General features: G+C 38.7%; 17 protein-coding genes. 14 read left to right on the top strand and 3 right to left on the bottom strand.

The window, feature by feature from the left end:
* Positions 1-325 precede the first annotated feature (325 nt).
* Entirely contained in the window at positions 326-1486 is a 1161-nt protein-coding gene (locus ACQQ2I_RS18830) for a class I SAM-dependent methyltransferase (RefSeq protein ID WP_431028275.1), read from the bottom strand.
* Between the two features lie 184 nt (positions 1487-1670).
* Here ACQQ2I_RS18830 and putP point away from each other — a divergent pair, with 184 nt between their 5' ends.
* Both putP and hflX read left to right on the top strand, forming a co-directional pair.
* The gene (gene putP, locus ACQQ2I_RS18825; protein ID WP_431028274.1) at positions 1671-3155 is read left to right on the top strand and encodes a sodium/proline symporter PutP; all 1485 of its coding nucleotides are present in this window, start codon (positions 1671-1673) and stop codon (positions 3153-3155) included.
* 80 nt (positions 3156-3235) lie between these two features.
* Positions 3236-4522, top strand: a complete 1287-nt coding sequence (hflX, locus tag ACQQ2I_RS18820) for a GTPase HflX (RefSeq protein ID WP_431028273.1) — start codon at positions 3236-3238, stop codon at positions 4520-4522.
* Positions 4523-4766: 244 nt separating this feature from the next.
* Here hflX and ACQQ2I_RS18815 read toward each other — a convergent pair whose 3' ends face one another.
* On the bottom strand, positions 4767-5312 hold the full coding sequence (locus ACQQ2I_RS18815; protein WP_431028272.1) for a glutathione peroxidase: 546 nt from the start codon (positions 5310-5312) through the stop codon (positions 4767-4769).
* 342 nt (positions 5313-5654) lie between these two features.
* On the opposite strand from ACQQ2I_RS18815, the gene ACQQ2I_RS18810 reads away from it, so the two are divergent.
* From ACQQ2I_RS18810 to zupT, 12 genes are all read left to right on the top strand, one after another.
* Positions 5655-7136, top strand: coding sequence for a peptide MFS transporter (locus ACQQ2I_RS18810; RefSeq protein WP_431028271.1), 1482 nt, complete (start codon positions 5655-5657; stop codon positions 7134-7136).
* Positions 7137-7388: 252 nt separating this feature from the next.
* Complete coding sequence (locus tag ACQQ2I_RS18805; RefSeq protein ID WP_431028270.1) at positions 7389-8222, top strand: GNAT family N-acetyltransferase; 834 nt, start codon at positions 7389-7391, stop codon at positions 8220-8222.
* Positions 8223-8233: 11 nt separating this feature from the next.
* Entirely contained in the window at positions 8234-9340 is a 1107-nt protein-coding gene (menC, locus tag ACQQ2I_RS18800; protein ID WP_431028269.1) for an o-succinylbenzoate synthase, read from the top strand.
* A gap of 310 nt (positions 9341-9650) precedes the next feature.
* Positions 9651-10604: an ABC transporter permease gene (locus tag ACQQ2I_RS18795; RefSeq protein WP_431028268.1), complete on the top strand. Its 954-nt coding sequence runs from the start codon at positions 9651-9653 to the stop codon at positions 10602-10604.
* Positions 10594-11550: an iron chelate uptake ABC transporter family permease subunit gene (locus ACQQ2I_RS18790; RefSeq protein WP_431028267.1), complete on the top strand. Its 957-nt coding sequence runs from the start codon at positions 10594-10596 to the stop codon at positions 11548-11550. Before ACQQ2I_RS18795 ends, ACQQ2I_RS18790 begins: the two co-directional genes overlap by 11 nt.
* Entirely contained in the window at positions 11547-12314 is a 768-nt protein-coding gene (locus tag ACQQ2I_RS18785; protein WP_431028266.1) for an ABC transporter ATP-binding protein, read from the top strand. Before ACQQ2I_RS18790 ends, ACQQ2I_RS18785 begins: the two co-directional genes overlap by 4 nt.
* A 256-nt stretch (positions 12315-12570) precedes the next feature.
* Positions 12571-13572, top strand: coding sequence for a siderophore ABC transporter substrate-binding protein (locus ACQQ2I_RS18780; RefSeq protein ID WP_431028265.1), 1002 nt, complete (start codon positions 12571-12573; stop codon positions 13570-13572).
* 69 nt (positions 13573-13641) lie between these two features.
* The gene (locus ACQQ2I_RS18775; protein WP_431028264.1) at positions 13642-13968 is read left to right on the top strand and encodes an antibiotic biosynthesis monooxygenase family protein; all 327 of its coding nucleotides are present in this window, start codon (positions 13642-13644) and stop codon (positions 13966-13968) included.
* 114 nt (positions 13969-14082) lie between these two features.
* Positions 14083-14676 (top strand): phosphatase PAP2 family protein, encoded by a 594-nt coding sequence (locus tag ACQQ2I_RS18770; protein WP_431028263.1) that lies wholly within the window; start codon positions 14083-14085, stop codon positions 14674-14676.
* A 250-nt stretch (positions 14677-14926) separates the two neighbouring features.
* Positions 14927-15460 carry an NfeD family protein gene (locus ACQQ2I_RS18765; RefSeq protein ID WP_431028262.1) on the top strand — a complete coding sequence of 178 codons (534 nt, stop codon included), beginning with the start codon at positions 14927-14929 and terminating at the stop codon, positions 15458-15460.
* 12 nt (positions 15461-15472) lie between these two features.
* Complete coding sequence (locus tag ACQQ2I_RS18760; RefSeq protein WP_431028261.1) at positions 15473-16927, top strand: SPFH domain-containing protein; 1455 nt, start codon at positions 15473-15475, stop codon at positions 16925-16927.
* Positions 16928-17103: 176 nt separating this feature from the next.
* Positions 17104-17916: a zinc transporter ZupT gene (gene zupT / locus ACQQ2I_RS18755; protein ID WP_431028260.1), complete on the top strand. Its 813-nt coding sequence runs from the start codon at positions 17104-17106 to the stop codon at positions 17914-17916.
* A gap of 147 nt (positions 17917-18063) precedes the next feature.
* On the opposite strand, the gene ACQQ2I_RS18750 is transcribed toward zupT, so the two are convergent.
* On the bottom strand, positions 18064-18711 hold the full coding sequence (locus ACQQ2I_RS18750) for an NAD(P)-dependent oxidoreductase (RefSeq protein ID WP_431028259.1): 648 nt from the start codon (positions 18709-18711) through the stop codon (positions 18064-18066).
* Positions 18712-18744 lie beyond the last annotated feature (33 nt).

Genomic DNA, 18744 nt, shown 5'->3' with positions numbered 1-18744 from the left:
TTTGATAATAGTTTTATATTATTTCTCGATATGTTTAATGGGAATATTGAAATTTTGATGGGAATTAGAGTGGTTCAAGTGTTTGTTTTATCAAGGTTATACGTATTTTTTAGAGTGTCTTTTCATATCTTAATTATGATATAGAATTAAATATTACAAAAATATAAATAGGGTTTTTTTCAATGAGATGTGGGGTGATTTTTCGCTTTAGAATAATGAAACTCGATGCTTCTTAATCTTATATATTTTACGCTTGTTTGTATAAATACTTTCTATTTAAAAATGGCTACGATCATAAATGGATTTGCGTAGCCATTCTCTTTACTTATAAATATGCTGTTAATTCATTTTCTAAAAATGGTTTGGCATTTAGTAATTGTACAAATGCTTGATAGCGAATACGTTGCTCTTCGCTTGGCTTTTTACCTGTATAGTATGCACGGATTAATACATTTTTCGGTGTATGCTCCATATCGATGAATTCAAGGAGCTGTGTGTCATAGCCTACTAGTGATAGAAGTTCCGCGCGAATGGAATCTGTCGCGAGCGAAGCAAAGCGCTCTCGAATGAGTCCGTGCTGCAACATCACCTCTAGAGCAGGTGTGTTGAGTTGACGGTTTAATTCGTGCTGACAACAAGGTACACTTAAGATGACTTTTGCTCCCCACTTCACAGCACGTGCTAATGCCATATCCGTTGCCACGTCGCATGCGTGCAATGTGACGACCATATCGACAGACGTTTCATCGTTATAATCATTAATATCCCCAACTAAAAACTCTAAATCATCATATTCAAGGTCAGCGGCAATACGATTACATTCCTCAATTACTTCTTTTTTCAAATCAAGACCTGTGACCCGAATATTGAACCCTTTTTCCACTTTTAAGTAATGATAGAGCGCAAATGTTAAATACGATTTGCCTGAGCCGAAATCTAAAATACGGATTGTACGGTCTTTCGGTAAATAGTGGAGCGAATCGTCAATAAACTCGACAAAACGATTAATTTGCTTAAACTTATCGTATTTTTGCTTTTTCACTTTTCCGTCTGCTGTTTGCACACCAAGGCGGATTAAAAAAGGGTAGGGTGTAGAGTCATCTAGTAAATATTGCTTTTTGCGATTATGTGATAAATTTACTTCTTTTGCGCTAGTTTGTTGATCTGATTTCCAAAGTACTTTATTTTTCTTGGATAATTGCACTTGCACAGATTGGTTTGTAAATTGTGCATGAATTTGGCGAAATTCTTCTAGTAACGTATCGAAATGTAACGTAAACTGTTCTAGCGGTATATTTTCATGCTTTAAAATACGTTCGTATTGATACTCTAATTGAATGGTATACACACCACGTAACTCAATAGGCTTTAATTTCACGCGTTTTAATTCATTTGATTTTTGACGTGGCTGGCTAATCGTCGCATTGACTAGTGTTTTTTCATGTAATAATGTTAAAAACTGTTTTTTCATTTGTTCAAAATCCATACGCTCGACCTCTTTGTTTAAAGTAAGTTTAGTGTATCATAACTCGTTGCTTGCCGTGGGAATAATGATTTCATGTCTGCAATTAACGGAAAAAAGACGAGATTGCTCTCGAATGCTAGAATTGTCTGTTAATAGGGGGCTGTTAATAGTAAAATTTATTGATTAGAAGAAAGGGGCTTTATGTATGTCAGATTATGCATTTCAGTTGTTAGCGATTGTGTTATACATGGTAGCAATGTTGGCAATTGGATGGTATGCATTTATGCGTACAAAAAATTTAAATGATTATATGCTTGGGGGGCGCGGGCTTGGACCGGCAGTTACAGCTTTAAGTGCTGGGGCAGCTGATATGTCCGGTTGGCTATTAATGGGTTTACCAGGAGCGATTTACGTAAATGGTTTAGTAAGTGCTTGGATCGCCATTGGTTTAACGATTGGGGCGTATTTAAACTGGTTATTTGTTGCACCACGCCTACGTGTCTATACGCAAGTAGCAAGTGATTCCATTACCATTCCAAGCTTTTTAGATAATCGTCTACGTGATAATACAAAAGCAATCCGCATTGCTGCAGGTATTATTATTTTAGTCTTCTTTACATTTTACGTATCCAGTGGGATGGTTGCTGGTGGTAAATTTTTTGTAAGTTCATTTGGCTATGACTATCATACAGGTATGTTAATTGTATCGGGTATTGTTGTGGCTTACACTTTGTTCGGTGGCTTTTTAGCTGTCAGTTATACGGACTTCCTCCAAGGCTTAACGATGTTTTTAGCACTTATTACAGTACCCTTATTCGGGATGTTTTTAACAGGTGGGCTTGGTGACACAATCGATTCGATTAAAGCAGTGAATCCAGAACACCTATCATTATTTGCTTCTACAGCGACAGTAGCCGGAGTTGTATCGTCTGTTGCGTGGGGCTTAGGTTATTTTGGGCAACCACACATTATCGTGCGCTTTATGGCCATTACGTCTGTTAAAGAAACGACTGCAGCACGACGTATTGGGATTGGCTGGATGGTTTTTAGTTTAGTTGGTGCCGTTGCAACCGCGCTTGTGGGGGTAGCTTACTATCAACAAAATGGCAGTGAGCTTGCAGATGCTGAAACGGTATTTATCACACTTGGTCAAATTTTATTCCATCCGTTTGTTGCCGGTGTTATGCTGGCCGCAATTTTAGCCGCGATTATGAGTACGATTAGTTCTCAACTAATCGTTACGTCATCCGCATTAGTAGAAGATATTTACAAAGCCATTTTTAATAAAACAGCAAACGATGCACATTATGTGTTTATTGGTCGTTTAGCGGTACTGTTTGTGTCGATTATTGCGGCTTTCTTAGCTTGGAATCCAGATAATTCGATCCTTGATTTAGTAGGATTTGCGTGGGCAGGGTTTGGCGCAGCATTTGGACCAATTATCCTCCTGTCTCTTTATTGGCGCAAGCTCACAAATATCGGTGCATTAGCCGGTATGGTCAGTGGCGCAGCTGTCGCATTTATTTGGGGGAAAGTACCAAGCTTAGCCTCCGCATTATATGAAATTGTGCCAGGGTTTATCGTCTGTTTACTTGTCGCTGTTATTGTAAGTATAGCGACGTATAAACCGAACAAAGAAATTGAGGGAGAGTTCGATGAAACGCTTCGTCGATTGAAGATGGAAAAATAATGGAATGGAAGGGACCCAATGCTTTTTGGGTTCCTTTTTCTATGGTACGATGGGATTAATGAGCGCGTAGGAGGTTTTTTGTGAATAGTTTAAAAGACGTTGAAACATTAGAAGAAAAAGGCATTTTAGTCGGTGTGAATTTACGAAGTGACGATAATTTTGACTACTCGATGGAAGAGTTAGCCAACTTAGCGGAAGCGTTAGATGTAGAAGTAGCGGGCTATGTAACGCAAAATCTAGAGCGTGTAAATCCATCGCATTACGTTGGGACAGGGAAAATAGAGGAAATTAAAGCATTCGTTGAGGAAACGGATTCAAATATTGTCATTTTTAATGATGAATTATCGCCATCGCAAATTCGCAACTTAGAGCGCGATCTGGAATGTAAAGTCATTGATCGTACAATGCTAATTTTAGATATTTTTGGGCGTCGTGCTAAAACACGTGAAGCGCAAATGCAGGTGGAATTGGCGCAGCTTCAATATATGCTACCACGTTTAGTAGGCTTACATGCTTCGCTTTCTCGTCAAGGTGGTGGCACGGGCGGTGGATTTAAAAACCGTGGTGCGGGGGAAACGAAGTTAGAACTGGATCGTCGTAAAATTGAAGATCAAATTGCTAAATTGCGTCGGGATTTAGAGCAAGTGAAAGAACAACGTGAAACACAACGTAAACAACGCCGTAAAAATGCCATGCCGGTTGTTTCTATTGTAGGCTATACAAACGCTGGTAAATCGACCATTATGAATCAGTTGCTTGTCAAAATGGGACAAGAAGATTCAAAACAAGTATTTGAAAAAAATATGCTATTCGCAACACTTGAAACATCGGTTCGCCATATCGAATTACGAGACAATAAATCTTTCTTACTGACAGATACCGTTGGGTTTGTCAGTAAATTGCCGCATCACCTTGTCAAAGCATTCCGTTCAACATTAGAAGAGGCACGTGATGCAGACTTACTGTTGCATGTAGTAGATGTCTCCAATGAAGAACATAGCTTTATGATTGATGTGACGAATGAAACATTAAAGGCAGTAGGTGTTGAGGATATTCCAACCATTTATGTATATAATAAATCGGACTTAGCCAACGTGAAGTATCCGCTTGTAAGTGGAGATAACATTTGGATTGCAGCGAAAGAGGGCGCTGGGCTCGATGAATTAATTGAACGGATTAAGTCGCATATTTTCTCTGATTATGTGGTATGCAAAATGCTGATTCCGTATGACAAAGGAAGTATCGTTTCGTATTTAAACGAAGCAGCTACAGTGATGAGCATGTCGTATGAGGAAAACGGTACACTGCTAGAAGTGGAAGTAAAAGCATCGGATTACAGTAAATTTGAAGAGTATGTGGTAAAATAATGGGCTGCTTAGTGCAGCCCGCAGATTGTTGACAAACGTTTTCATCCTGCGTTGCTTGCCGCGCTCGTCCGCTCATGAACTTAGGTTCTATTCGCGTCTTCGCTCGGCTACACGCCTTGTCTGTCAAGCGTTTTCAAGACAGTCTGCAAATTTTGCTGTTTTTAAGTTGTACCTAAAAATAAGTGTAGACAAAGTCAAACTTCAACTTTGTCTACACTCTAAGGACTTCGATCAGTAGCCCTTCTTATAGTACACTTTCCACCGCTTTTTCGAGATCGAGTAGGGCATCTGTTGGTTCGAAGCGAGCGACTACTTTTCCAACTTTGTCCACTAAAAATTTCGTGAAGTTCCAGCGGATGTTACGCCCTATTAAATAATCTGGATATACTTCTTGTATATGGCTCATGAGCATTGCTTCTTGCATATTGTTTTTATTGATTTCTCGTACGTCTACCTCGTGCTTTAAGTAGTTAAATAATGGGTGTGTTTGCTTACCATTCACGTCAATTAGATCGAATACAGGGAACTGTACACCGAAATTAATCTGGCAGGCTTTAGCCGTTGTTTGGCCGTCCTCGGGGTTTTGTTCTCCGAATTGGTTCGTTGGGAATGCTAATACAACGAATTCTTGATCTTTATATTTGTTATACATTTTCTGTAGATCCTCATATTGATATGTAAATCGACATTGGCTTGCTGTATTCACAATTAATATGGCTTTGCCTCTATAAGTCTCCATCGATAAAATGTCCCCATTTGGCTTTTGTACTAAGTAATTATAAATGCTCATCTCTATATTCCCTTCTTTACTATTTTCTTCTATCATAAAACAACCCACGATGTAGATACTACTATTTTGATTTCCCTCCTTTTGTTATCTTTATATAGTAATATCCCTTATGCAGAGGGGGATATTATTGTAGAGAAGAAACTTATGGTGATAATAATTTCAACAAATTTTACTGAAAAAAGAGAATTTAATCACATTTCTAACATATTTCAAACTACTTGCATAATTCCTATTGATGCTTTACTGTAATGAAGTATTACTTTTCTGCTATGTGTATTTTTTTATATACAAAATTATCAGAAAAATGAAACGTTATATTAGTATACGGAAGAGGGTATTTTCATGCTTAGTAAAGAAGAAATTGTCAAATCCGTACCGCAAAAAGGCTTCCTAGGACATCCTAAAGGATTGTTCTCGCTGTTTTTCACAGAATTTTGGGAGCGTTTCTCATATTACGGAATGCGTGCCATTCTGATCTTTTATATGTACTATGCTATAAAAGACGGTGGTTTAGGATTAGACAGGTCACAGGCGAATATTATTATGTCCATTTATGGTTCTTTAATCTATATGTCAGGGATTATTGGTGGGTGGATTGCTGACCGCATTTTAGGTACTCAGAAAGCTGTATTTTACGGCGGTGTAATGATTATGCTAGGGCATATTGCGTTATCATTACCTGGTGGTGTAATGGCTCTTTATGCTTCGATGGCATTAATCATTATAGGTACAGGCTTATTGAAACCAAACGTATCAGCTGTTGTCGGGGACTTGTATTCAGATAATGACCCACGCCGAGATTCTGGGTTCTCCATTTTCTATATGGGAATTAACATGGGGGCGTTCGTATCACCGTTATTAGTTGGTTGGACGCAAGAAGCTTGGGGCTTCCATGCAGGTTTTGCGGTCGCTGCCATTGGTATGTTCATTGGGTTAGTTGTATTCGTCGTCACGAAGAAAAACTTAGGGTTAGCTGGTTCACAACCGACGAATCCATTATTACCTGAAGAGAAAAAGAAAACGATATTTGTTTTCACAGCAGCTAGTATTGCCATTGCTGTGGCGGGTTTAATAACTTATACAACAGGACATTTAACAATTGAAAACTTCTCGCTATTAATTACAACATTAGGGATTTTAATTCCTACAGTTTTTATCACTTATATGTATCGTAGTCCAAAAACAAATGCAGATGAAAAATCGCGTTTATTAGCATATATTCCGCTATTTATTTGTGCTGTTATGTTCTGGGCGATTGCGGAACAATCAGCAACGGTACTTGCCACATTCGTTGATACACGTACAAATTTAACAGTAGGAAATTTTGAAATTCCAGCTTCATGGTTCCAATCGTTTAACCCACTGTTCATTATTACATTAGCGCCTCTATTTGCTATTTTGTGGACAAAACTGGGGGATCGTGGTCCATCAACGCCGAAGAAGTTTGCCTTTTCGTTATTTTTTGCGGGTGCTTCGTTCTTCGTGATGGTGCTTCCGGCTTCAGCAGATATGAACACATTAGTGTCACCGTTTTGGGTCGCATTCTCGATTTTCCTCGTTGTACTGGGGGAATTATTGCTTTCACCAGTTGGTTTATCGGCAACGACGAAATTAGCACCAGCAGCATTCGCTGGACAAACAATGGCGCTATGGTTTTTAGCATCTGCAGCCGCATCTGCGATTAATGCACAGTTAGTACGTATTTATGAAGTAGTATCACAAACGGTATACTTCGGTGTACTTGGCGGTCTATCAATCGTTTTAGGTGTAGTCCTATTAATGATAAGCCCTATGATTTCGCGTGCAATGCGTGGTATTAAATAACAAGATATACCAGAGAAATAGAGCGCTCTATTTCTCTGGTTTTTTATTTTGCCTTCATGCTTGCCTATTCTGATTAAGAGCTTAAAAGAAAACAGATATTTATAATATGGAAAAATATGAGTGTTAAGTTATTTTATTGTATAATAAAAAGGAGAGGCTTAAGTAAAGACATTAGTGGACAGTATGATGATGGCTATCACGTGACACCATACGCGCCCTATATTGCTATGACATTAATGAGGAGGTAAAGGTATGTTAAAATCAGTTGTAGTAAAACAATTAAAAACAATTGAGGAAATGGAAGAGGCACGCCAGTTAGAGCGGGACATTTGGGCCTCAGAATGTGTACCTATTCATCAAATCACTGCTTTTATTCATAACGGGGGGCTTGTATTAGGGGCTTATTTAAAAAAAGAACTAATTGGGTTTAACTATAGCCATGCAGCGTTTGTAGAGGGAGAATGCTATCTCTATTCACACTTGCTCGGTATTAAACGGGAATTTCGTGAACTGGGCGTAGGAGAGTTACTAAAGCTTCGCCAAAAAGAAATGGCTGCGGAGCTAGGTTATACGAAATGTAAATGGACATTCGATCCACTAGAGGGACGGAATGGTTATTTAAACTTTACAAAACTCCGTGCCTATGCCAAAACGTATTTGCCGAATTGCTACGGTCAGCTACATGATCCATTCAATAAAGCGCTACCTTCCGATCGCGTTATGGTAGAGTGGAATTTAAACGATGAAGATTTCTTTCGGTGGGATACGAAAATCGATGAATTGAAAGAAGAGGCGGGAGAGGTAGCACTGTGGTCTTTGAGTATTGTCGGATTACCTATTTTAGATAAAGACGGTACATTTAATAGTGAAATCTCTTTATTAAAAGATGCGTATTTACTTCCGATACCAGCAAGTTTTCAAAAGATTAAAATTGAAAGTCCATCACTTGCGGAAGACTGGCGTTATAAAACACGAACAATGTGTCAATCTCTTTTTGCGCAAGGGTATGCAGTTGTCCATTTAATGCCTACAAATGAACATGTAAGCCATTATTTGTTCGTGAAGAGCTCTTTATTTGCGCTATAAGGGGAGTCAACATGAGATTAACGGAAGTGACGATTTATACGCTGAACATGCGAATGAAAAGTCCGTTTGTTACAAGCTTTGGAACGGTGCAAGAAAAAACGGTATTAGTCATTAAAGCACAGGATGAATCAGGTGTTATTGGTTGGGGAGAGGGCGTTGCATTTGATGCCCCTTGGTATACAGAGGAGACAGTTAAAACGACATTGCATATGTTGGAAGATTGTTTGATTCCCATGCTACTACACCGTGAATTAGTGCATCCTAATGAAGTAAATATATTGTTCCAATCAATTCGTCGTAATAATATGGCGAAAGCTGCAATTGAAGGTGCAGTGTGGGATGTTTATGCGAAGCGCAATCATCAACCACTTTATCAGGCAATTGGTGGAGTAAATAATCAAATTGATGTAGGTGTGAGTATTGGGATCCAGTCCAATGACGAAACATTGTTTGAGATTATTGAAAAACGCTTGGCACAAGGATATAAGCGTATTAAAGTGAAAATCAAGCCAGGTCATGATATCGATGTAGTGCGTGCAATACGTGAACAATTCGGATCAATTCCGTTAATGGCTGATGCCAATTCAGCGTATACGCTTGCGGATTTGAACGTGCTAAAGCAATTAGATGCATTTGGTTTAATGATGATTGAACAGCCCCTTGCCTATGACGATTTAGTAGAGCATGCGGAATTACAAAAAGCTATCAAAACCCCGGTGTGTCTTGATGAAAGTATTACGTCGTTAGCAGATATACAACGTGCTGTAAAGCTAGGAAGCTGCCAAGTCGTCAATTTAAAAATTGCACGAGTAGGTGGTTTAACAGAAGCAAAGAAAATCCATGACTATTGCGTAGCACATCAGATTCGATTATGGTGTGGTGGCATGTTAGAGGCAGGGGTGGGACGAGCACATGCGCTTGCTATCTCTAGTTTACCTGGCTTTACAATGCCCGGTGACACTGCAGCCTCTTCGAATTATTGGTATGAGGATATTATTGAACCAGAAGTAACAGTAGAGAATGGACAAATTACGATGGTAGCCAAAGAGGGGATAGGCTACCGCGTAAAGGAAGAATTTTTAAAAGCAAGTGCGGTTAACGTCAAAACATATTACTAATGAAAGCACTCCAAACAATTTGTTTGGAGTTTTTTTTTTATTATATAGATGCTAATTGAGAAAGAAAATCAATTTAATGATAGTAAATATAATCTGGGAGTGGCATGTTAAAAAAATATCTCAAATTCGAGTGAATTATATTGTGCTTTAGGACGTAAAATGCTCGAAAGCTGCTTAGAGTACCGAATTTCTTAAAGGTAATCAATAATCATTATCAACTGAAGGTTGATTTTATGATGTCTCCTGTCTATAATGAGAAACATAATCAGTGATAATCATTTTCATTAAATACAATAAAACGGAGATTGCGATGAGACTTTGGATTTTAATAGTGCTGACTGTTGTTTTATCCGGTATTTCTTTATTTATTGGTGTCGTAGATATTACACCGAAAGATTTACTAGATTGGCAGTCAGACGAAACACAAATATTTTTAGCTAGTCGTGTTCCGCGCTTAATGGCTATTATTTTGGCCGGTGCTGGGATGAGTGTTGCAGGTTTAATTATGCAAAGTTTAAGCCGCAATAAATTCGTCTCACCAACTACTGCAGGGACACTTGATTCGGCAAAGCTAGGTATTCTTATATCAATGCTATTCTTCACTAGTGCTACATATATGCAACAAGTACTATTTAGTTTTGCATCTGCTTTGTTAGGTACATTTTTATTTATGCAAATTTTAAATCGTATTAAATTTAAGGATGCTATTTTCATTCCATTAATCGGGATTATGTTCGGGAATATTTTAAGTTCCATTACAACCTTCTTCGCCTATGAAGCAGATATCATTCAAAATATTTCAGCATGGTTAATGGGGGATTTTTCGTTAACGATTAGTGGCACATATGAACTTTTATATTTAAGTGTTCCTGTATTAATCATTGCCTATTTATATGCAAATAAATTTACGGTTGCGGGCTTAGGTGAAGATTTTGCGAAAAACCTTGGCGTTAAATATCAATACGTTGTGAACCTCGGTCTAGTACTTGTCGCATTAATAGCAGCGACAGTTGTGCTCACGGTCGGTGTTATTCCGTTCCTTGGTTTAATCATTCCGAATTTAGTATCACTTTATAAGGGTGACAACTTAGCAAAAACAGTACCACATACGGCATTTCTAGGTGTTTGTTTCTTATTATTATGTGATATTTTTGGGCGAGTTATTATTTACCCGTATCAAATTCCAATCAACTTAACGGTTGGGGTCATTGGCTGTGCAATCTTCTTAATTATGTTGTTTAGGGGGAGAGCATATGCGAAATAGTACGAAGTTATGGATTTTAGCAGGTTTATCCGTCATATCGATGGTGCTGTATGCATTTTATGGCATACAGGAGGGAGCGTTTGGTTACGCCTTTCCAAAGCGTTTGATGAAAATTGCTGCCATGACATTAACGGGTGTAGCGATTGCCTATTCAACGGTTGTGTTTCAAACAATTACACATAACCGTATTTTAACACCGTCTGTCATGGGACTAGATTCTATGTATGAAGTCGTTCAAACATTTGCTTTCTTTTTCTTAGGGTCTACGTCGGTTTGGATTATGAACAAATACTTAAACTTTGGTGTTTCTATTGTGGCGATGGTTTTGTTTGCGCTCCTTCTTTATCGCTTTTTATTCCGTGCAGATAAACATCCGATTTATTTCTTACTGCTTGTAGGGATGGTGCTCGGAACGTTACTTGGTAGTTTTACGACATTTTTACAAGTAATGATTGATCCAAATGAATATTTATCATTACAATCTAGCTTATTTGCTAGCTTTTCAAAAGTAAATGCGGATTTATTATGGGTTGCATTGGCAATTATTGCAGCTGCGCTTATTTATGGAGTACGCATTATGCGTCAATTAGACGTCATGTCATTAGGACGTGAAAATGCCATTAATCTAGGGGTCAATTACGACCGTTTAGTGATGAATGTGCTTATTTTATCATCCGTGTTAATTGCGACGTCGACAGCGTTAGTCGGCCCCATTACATTCTTTGGTTTAATCGTAGCGAACCTTTCTTATCAATATTTGCAAACGTATAAACATTCTATTTTAGTACTAGGTGCGAGCTTAATTAGTATTGTTGCATTAGTCGGTGGTCAATTCCTCGTTGAGCATCTGTTTGGCTTCAACACAACATTGAGCGTAATTATTAACTTTGTCGGTGGGGTTTACTTTATTTATTTATTATTAAAAGAGAGTAGGTCTGCAGGATGATTCAAGTAAAAGAGCTAACGAAGCGATTTGGTAAAAAAGCGGTTGTCGATAATGTAACGGTTAATATTGAGCCAGGAAAGATTACATCATTTATTGGTCCGAACGGTGCGGGTAAATCGACGTTACTGTCGATGGTAAGCCGCCTATTGGATGGGGATACTGGCGAAGTGCTATTAGATAAAAGTGATGTCCGTCGCTGGAAATCAGATGAATTTGCCAAACGTGTGTCGATTTTAAAGCAATCGAACTTTATGAATGTGCGTTTAACGATTCGTGAGCTTGTATCGTTTGGTCGTTATCCATATTCAAAAGGTCGCCTAAATCAAGAAGATATTAAACAGGTAGATCAAGCCATTGAATACATGAATTTAGATGATATTCAGCATAATTTCCTTGATGAATTGTCAGGTGGTCAGCGTCAGCGTGCTTTTATTGCGATGGTTATTGCACAAGATACAGACTATGTACTACTAGATGAACCATTAAATAACTTAGATATGAAGCACTCCGTACAGATTATGAAAATTTTACGTAAGTTGGTAGACGAACTTGGTAAAACAGTTGTGATTGTACTACATGACATTAACTTTGCGTCTGTGTATTCAGATCGCATTGTGGCGTTAAAAGATGGCCGTGTGGTGAAAGATGGTCCTACGAATGAAATCATTAACTCACCAGCATTGAAGGAAATTTATGATATGGAAATCCCTGTACAAGAGCAGGACGGTTGCCGTATTTGTGTATACTTCAATTCTCATTCATAATTGAGAATAAGAAGAGGGATAATCTACAGGAAAATTATTTAGAAATAATTTTATCTGTAGATTTTTCTTTTTTTATAGAGCGTAGAAGGTTATTATAAAAGGATTTTCAACGAAATGAACGATTGTAAATTTAAAAAAGAAAAAGATTTACAATTGTTATTGACAATGATTATCAGTGAGTCTATAATGAGAATTGTTCTAGTGATAATGATTATCATTGAAAATATAAAAAGGTATACAAGGAGAGTAAAGCAGAATGAAAAACTGGAAATTACTTAGCGTGATTTTAGCAATGTTAGTATTCGTATTAGCAGCTTGTGGATCTTCTGAAGAGGAAGCACAAGAAGAGACAAATACAGGCTCAGACGCACAAACTGAAGAGCAAACAGATGCAGAAGAAAGTGCATACCCTGTAACAATCGAGTCGACAATCGAAGGTTATGAACCTGTAACTTTTGAAAAAGCACCAGAAAAAATCGTCGTTTTTGACCTTGGTTTCTTAGATACATTAACAGCTTTAGGTGTGGAAGCTGACGGTGTTCCGACATCAAAATATGCGGGTGAATTAGAGAAGTATAACAATGATTCATATACAAAAGTTGGTTCATTAAAAGAGCCGGATTTTGAAACGATTTATTCATTACAACCAGATGTAATCTTCATTTCTGGTCGTCAAGCAAGCTTTAAAGATCAATTAGAAGAAATCGCACCGGTCGTGTTCGTAGGTACTTCTAGCGAAGACTATTGGAATACATTCTTAGCTTCTACAAAAATCGCTGCTGATTTATTCGGCGCTCAAGAAGAAGTGGATGCAAAAGTAGCTGATATTGAAGCAGCTATCGAAGAAGTAAAAACAATCTCTGCTGACGCAGGTAAAGCGTTAGTAACACTTTACAGTGGTACATTATCTGCTTACGGTCCTGATGCAGGTTCACGTTACGGCTTTGTACACAGCGTATTAGGTTTTGAATCGGCTGATACAGCTCTAGAAAACTCAACACACGGTCAACAAGTTGACTTAGAGTACTTAGTAAAAGTAAACCCAGATGTAGTTTTTGTAGTGGATCGTACACAAGTTTCTGCTGAAGAAGGTACAGTAGCTACTGCAGAATTCTTTAACAATGAGTTAGTAAACAAAACAGCTGCTGCACAAAACGGCAAAATCGTTTACTTAGATGGTGTTAACTGGTACGTAGCTAACGGTGGTTTAAACACAGAGTTAGCAAAAGTACAAGAGATTATTGATGAACTAAAATAATGACTAAAGGGGGTGTCTAGAAAGTAAAAACTTTCGTGACATCCCTTTTTAACAAAGGAGCGATTACATATGTTTGTACAAATGCGTCGATGGACGGTAACAGAAGGTAATAGTGATAAGGTAGTCGAGCGCTTCAAAAAGAAGCTAGGGCAAGGGCCATCACTCGTTGAGCAACGCGAAGGCTTTTTAGGTCGTGAGTTACTTGTGAAAAAGGTACGCCGCGGTGAGGAAGAAGTGGTGATGATCATTCGCTGGGAGTCAGAAGAAGCATGGAAGGCATGGGAGAAGAGTCCGGAGCATATCGCCGGTCATAAAGCAAAGCTAAAAGAAGGTAAGCCTGAAAAGCCAGAATATATGATTAATATGGAACATGCTAACTACATTGTTGTGGAATAAAATAAGCAATTATTTAATACAAATAATACATTTTTAAAGAAAACGTCCTTTCTTTACAGGGCGTTTTTTGTTATATATGAAGTAACTTAAGAATACTACATAATAGGTGATGATATGGTGAAAAAGTGGAATGTATATTTAGCAATGATAGGTTTTCTTTTATTTATTACTTTAATGTTTACGTATGAGCGCTTTCAAGGGTTCGATGCGCAAATGGCATCCCTTTTGTATGGGAATGCAATATTAGAAGTCTTTCATTATTTTGGAGATACGATCATTGTCGTAAGTATAGCAGCGCTTCTTATTATTTGGCGAGCTTTTCGTCAAGATATCCGTGGTATGGTATTCGTACTATTAGGGATAGGGGGAGGCTATTTACTCAATCAAGTAATGAAACGTGTAGTGGAACGTCCACGACCAGCGCTTCCAGATCAGCTCGCATCCTATAGCTTCCCATCTGGCCATACGATGCTGAGCTTGTTAATGCTATTAATTATTGCGTATTTCGTTACACGGAAGATGCGTAATACAGGACAGCAACGAATCGTTTGGGGGATTGCTATTATTTGTGCGGTAGGTACAGGTTTGTCCCGCGTTGCAACAGGGAACCATTTTGCGACAGACGTGTTTGCTGGTTGGGGGCTAGCGTATGCATGGTTTATATGGATTGTTTGGTGGTATGAATCGAATAAAGGGAAATTAGCGTAGGCACTCTGTATGAGTGTCTATTTTTGTTTAGGGAATTCTAAAATTTTACATGGTGGATAACGATGGTTGGAAAAGGGCATTTATGTTTAGGAAAAGTCCCCATCTGATGTGTGGCAAGCACGCTTGTTGGGGGTCTCTAGCACATGTAAGGAATTAGCAGGCACTTTTACCACTATAATTCAGAAATTTCTTGAAACTAAAATTATTGTTAAACGTATAGTAATTAATTACATAATTTGGGGGTGGTTGAATGCTCTTTGGTTTTTCGCTCGCTACTGTTTATTTAACGATTTTAATTGTCATTGGATTAGCCACAATCCTTTATTTGTTTTTTGCTGATGTAGCGGATGGATTAGCAGAAGGGATTCCGTTTTTTGATCCAGCTGTTATGTTAGCTTTTATCACCATTACAGCAGCGGGAGGTTATTTGTGCGAGAAGTTTACAAGTTTGTCTCATTTATTCGTTCTTTTACTAGCGTTGTTTATTTCACTCATTAGTACAGCTCTTCTCTATTATTTTTTCCTCGTACCACTACGTTCAGCAGAAACATCCCTGTCTTACACAGACGAATCACTTGCTGGTCAGACCGGGAGAGTGATTACACCCATTCCGGTAGATGGTTTTGGTGAAATCGTTATTACAACGGTTAGTGGTGTTATCAATAAGCGTGCGGCTAGCTATAATCACGAGGAAATCCCGTACGACCAAGAAGTGTTAGTTATTGAGGTGGTAGATGGTACTGTCTATGTGCAGGCATATGAAAATGTTTTTCCAAAAATTTAAGGGGGCGTTTTAATGTTAGGAGTTATTATTGCAATTGCGGTTGTTGTGTTTTTACTCGTGGCGATCGCAGCGGTTTACGTAGCGAAGTATAAAACAGCAGGTCCAGATGAAGCATTGATTGTCACAGGAAGCTATTTAGGAAGTAAAAATGTGCATACTGATGAGGCTGGCAATAAAATTAAAATCATTCGTGGTGGCGGTGCCTTCGTATTTCCAGTATTTCAACAATCAGAGCCGTTATCCTTGCTTTCTAGTAAATTAGAGGTAACAACACCGGAAGTATATACAGAACAAGGGGTACCTGTTATGGCAGACGGTACAGCGATTATTAAAATCGGTAGCTCCATTTCGGAAATCGCAACAGCAGCGGAGCAGTTTTTAGGGAAGGATAAGCACGAACGTGAAGCAGAGGCGCGTGAAGTGTTAGAAGGGCATTTACGTTCAATTTTAGGTTCGATGACTGTGGAGGAAATTTATAAAAACCGTGATAAATTTTCACAGGAAGTGCAGCGTGTCGCCTCTCAAGATTTAGCGAAGATGGGGCTTGTTATTGTATCATTTACGATTAAAGATGTACGAGATAAAAACGGTTACTTGGAATCACTTGGGAAGCCGCGCATTGCCCAAGTAAAGCGTGATGCAGATATTGCAACGGCTGAGGCAGAGAAAGAAACACGTATTCGTCGCGCCCAAGCAGATCAAGAAGCGCAAAGGGCGGAGTTAGAACGTGCAACGGAAATCGCAGAGGCCGAAAAGGAAAATCAATTAAAGGTAGCGGAATTCCGTCGTGAGCAGGACATTGCCAAAGCACGTGCTGACCAAGCGTATGATTTAGAGCAGGCACGGGCAAAGCAAGAAGTAAAAGAGCAGGAAATGCAAATTAAAATTATTGAACGTCAAAAACAAATTGAACTAGAAGAGCGTGAAATTTTACGTCGCGAGCGTCAATATGATTCAGAGGTCAAGAAAAAGGCAGATGCGGAGCGTTATGCGATTGAGCAACAAGCGGCAGCAGATAAAATGAAGCAAATGGCGCAAGCAGAAGCAGAAAAATACCGTATTGAGGCACAAGCACAAGCGGAGGCAGAGCGCATTCGTTTAGACGGGATTGCCAAAGCAGAGGCTGAAAAAGCACAAGGGACGACAGAAGCTGAAATTATTCGCTTACGCGGTTTAGCCGAGGCTGAAGCGAAGCAAAAAATTGCAGAAGCTTTCGAGCAATACGGGCAGGCAGCCATTTTAGATATGATTATTGGGATGTTGCCAGAATATGCGAAGCAAGTGGCTACACCATTATCCAATATTGATAAAATCACAGTTGTCGATACAGGTAGTGGCTCAGGTGGCGGAGCCAATAAAGTTACATCTTACACAACCGACTTAATGGCAAGTCTACAAGAAAGCTTAAAGGCATCATCAGGCATTGATGTGAAACAACTAATTGAGAGTTATGTAGAAAAGAAATAGTAGACATAGAGGGGGTGTCCAGAAAAGTGAAAACTTTCCGGACACCCTTTCCCTTTATAGTTAATAAAAGTTGGTTAATAACATAATATATTGCTTGTCTAAAGAAAATTGCGTTAAGGAAACATTGTGTATATAATACAATTAATAAAGTTAGCAGATAGAAAGGGAAATATAGAATGGATGAAAATGTACTGTTAGCAATGGGACTAACCTTGTTTGCAGGGCTTGCAACAGGTGTTGGTAGTTTAATCGCGTTTTTTACGACGCGTACAAATACGAAATTTTTATCCATCGCACTAGGATTTTCTGCGGGTGTAATGATTTATGTTTCGCTTATTGAAATTTTTGTAAAAGCAAAAGATTCGCTAGTAGTCGCGCTAGGGGAGAAGCAAGGGTATTGGATGACACTTGTGGGGTTCTTTGGTGGGATGGTAGTGATTGCATTAATTGATAAGTTTATTCCGAATAAAACAAACCCGCATGAAGTGAGAATGGTTGAGGATATTAATAAGGCCGAAACAAAGATTGCAGATGCAGATAAATTAATGAAAATGGGGACATTCACAGCGCTAGCGATTGCGATTCATAATTTCCCTGAAGGTATTGCCACGTTTATGTCGGCATTACAAGATCCTAACCTGGGGATTGCGATCGCGATTGCCGTAGCTATTCATAATGTACCAGAGGGGATTGCTGTAGCTGTACCTATTTTTTATGCAACAGGCATTCGGATGAAGGCATTTAAGTTGTCTTTATTGTCGGGGTTAGCTGAACCATTAGGGGCAATTGTTGCGTACTTAATTTTAATGCCGTTTTTAACGGATGTCATGTTTGGCGTTATTTTTGCAGGAGTGGCAGGGATTATGGTATTCATTTCATTGGATGAATTACTTCCGGCAGCCAAAAAATATGATGAAACACATTTATCCATTTATGGTTTAGTAGCAGGGATGGCTGTTATGGCAGTTAGTTTAGTGTTGCTTGCGTGAAAAAAGGGTGTCCAGAAAGTGAAAACTTTCCAGACACCCTTTCACTTTTTGAACAGTATCTATTAAGAACTATTGTTCCTGCAGTGGTTGCATCAACATGTCAGCATCCTCATCGCAAAGGAGGCGTATCAAGATGTCTTTTCGATATTATGATGCAGACGTTACATTTTCAGAAGCTACGGTAAATACGGTATTGACATAATTTTTATTTTCAAGCTCATCAATGACCGCAACGGCAAAGTCCGCATAGCTAAGATAACTATTAAACTGAGAATTTACGACGAGGCGTTCACGACCAATAATATAATGACCTGTGCGTGGTCCTTCTGAATCAAAGATGACAGATGGGCTTAAAAATGTCCATTGAATGGCGGAGTTTTGCAAGTCATGTAAATTTTGAAGTTGGTAATGCGCGGATTCACGTAAGTGTTCCGGAAAGTCTTGGTGTTCCATTAAACGAATTGTATGATCTTGATCAATATATAAGCAACCTGAGCTACCGACGACAAATAGCTTTTTATTTGTCCCTTCTAAGAGTGAAATGAGGTGTTTACCTGCCTTTACATGCAAGTGAGCTTCACCAGTAGATGGGGCAAATGCGTTAATCAGCACGTCAAACGGCTCGATATCTTCCTTTGTTAAATGGAAAAGATCTTTTTCCATTGTTTTAACGTTACGCATTCTTAAATTGGCTTTATTTATGACAATGGCGGTTACATCATGTTCTCTCATTCGTGCTTCACGTAGAATATGGCTACCTGCTCTACCGTTAGCAGCAATTAAACCAATCTTCATGTTCCATTTCCCCTTTCCTGTGTGGTAATTCTA

It is taken from the genome of Lysinibacillus sp. LZ02 (assembly GCF_050613145.1).
Taxonomy (GTDB): domain Bacteria; phylum Bacillota; class Bacilli; order Bacillales_A; family Planococcaceae; genus Lysinibacillus_B.
Note: the sequence above shows the minus strand (reverse complement) of the source record. Positions and strands in the feature narration are given on the sequence as shown.

Excerpts from the sequence above, each read along its gene's own strand:
- ACQQ2I_RS18795 (WP_431028268.1), top strand. The coding sequence starts at position 9,651 with ATGAGACTTTGGATTTTAATAGTGCTGACTGTTGTTTTATCCGGTATT.
- menC (WP_431028269.1), top strand. The coding sequence starts at position 8,234 with ATGAGATTAACGGAAGTGACGATTTATACGCTGAACATGCGAATGAAA.
- ACQQ2I_RS18775 (WP_431028264.1), top strand. The coding sequence starts at position 13,642 with ATGTTTGTACAAATGCGTCGATGGACGGTAACAGAAGGTAATAGTGAT.
- ACQQ2I_RS18780 (WP_431028265.1), top strand. The coding sequence starts at position 12,571 with ATGAAAAACTGGAAATTACTTAGCGTGATTTTAGCAATGTTAGTATTC.
- zupT (WP_431028260.1), top strand. The coding sequence starts at position 17,104 with ATGGATGAAAATGTACTGTTAGCAATGGGACTAACCTTGTTTGCAGGG.
- ACQQ2I_RS18770 (WP_431028263.1), top strand. The coding sequence starts at position 14,083 with ATGGTGAAAAAGTGGAATGTATATTTAGCAATGATAGGTTTTCTTTTA.
- ACQQ2I_RS18805 (WP_431028270.1), top strand. The coding sequence starts at position 7,389 with ATGTTAAAATCAGTTGTAGTAAAACAATTAAAAACAATTGAGGAAATG.
- ACQQ2I_RS18760 (WP_431028261.1), top strand. The coding sequence starts at position 15,473 with ATGTTAGGAGTTATTATTGCAATTGCGGTTGTTGTGTTTTTACTCGTG.
- ACQQ2I_RS18810 (WP_431028271.1), top strand. The coding sequence starts at position 5,655 with ATGCTTAGTAAAGAAGAAATTGTCAAATCCGTACCGCAAAAAGGCTTC.
- ACQQ2I_RS18785 (WP_431028266.1), top strand. The coding sequence starts at position 11,547 with ATGATTCAAGTAAAAGAGCTAACGAAGCGATTTGGTAAAAAAGCGGTT.
- putP (WP_431028274.1), top strand. The coding sequence starts at position 1,671 with ATGTCAGATTATGCATTTCAGTTGTTAGCGATTGTGTTATACATGGTA.
- ACQQ2I_RS18750 (WP_431028259.1), bottom strand. The coding sequence starts at position 18,711 with ATGAAGATTGGTTTAATTGCTGCTAACGGTAGAGCAGGTAGCCATATT.
- ACQQ2I_RS18765 (WP_431028262.1), top strand. The coding sequence starts at position 14,927 with ATGCTCTTTGGTTTTTCGCTCGCTACTGTTTATTTAACGATTTTAATT.
- ACQQ2I_RS18790 (WP_431028267.1), top strand. The coding sequence starts at position 10,594 with ATGCGAAATAGTACGAAGTTATGGATTTTAGCAGGTTTATCCGTCATA.
- ACQQ2I_RS18830 (WP_431028275.1), bottom strand. The coding sequence starts at position 1,486 with ATGGATTTTGAACAAATGAAAAAACAGTTTTTAACATTATTACATGAA.
- ACQQ2I_RS18815 (WP_431028272.1), bottom strand. The coding sequence starts at position 5,312 with ATGAGCATTTATAATTACTTAGTACAAAAGCCAAATGGGGACATTTTA.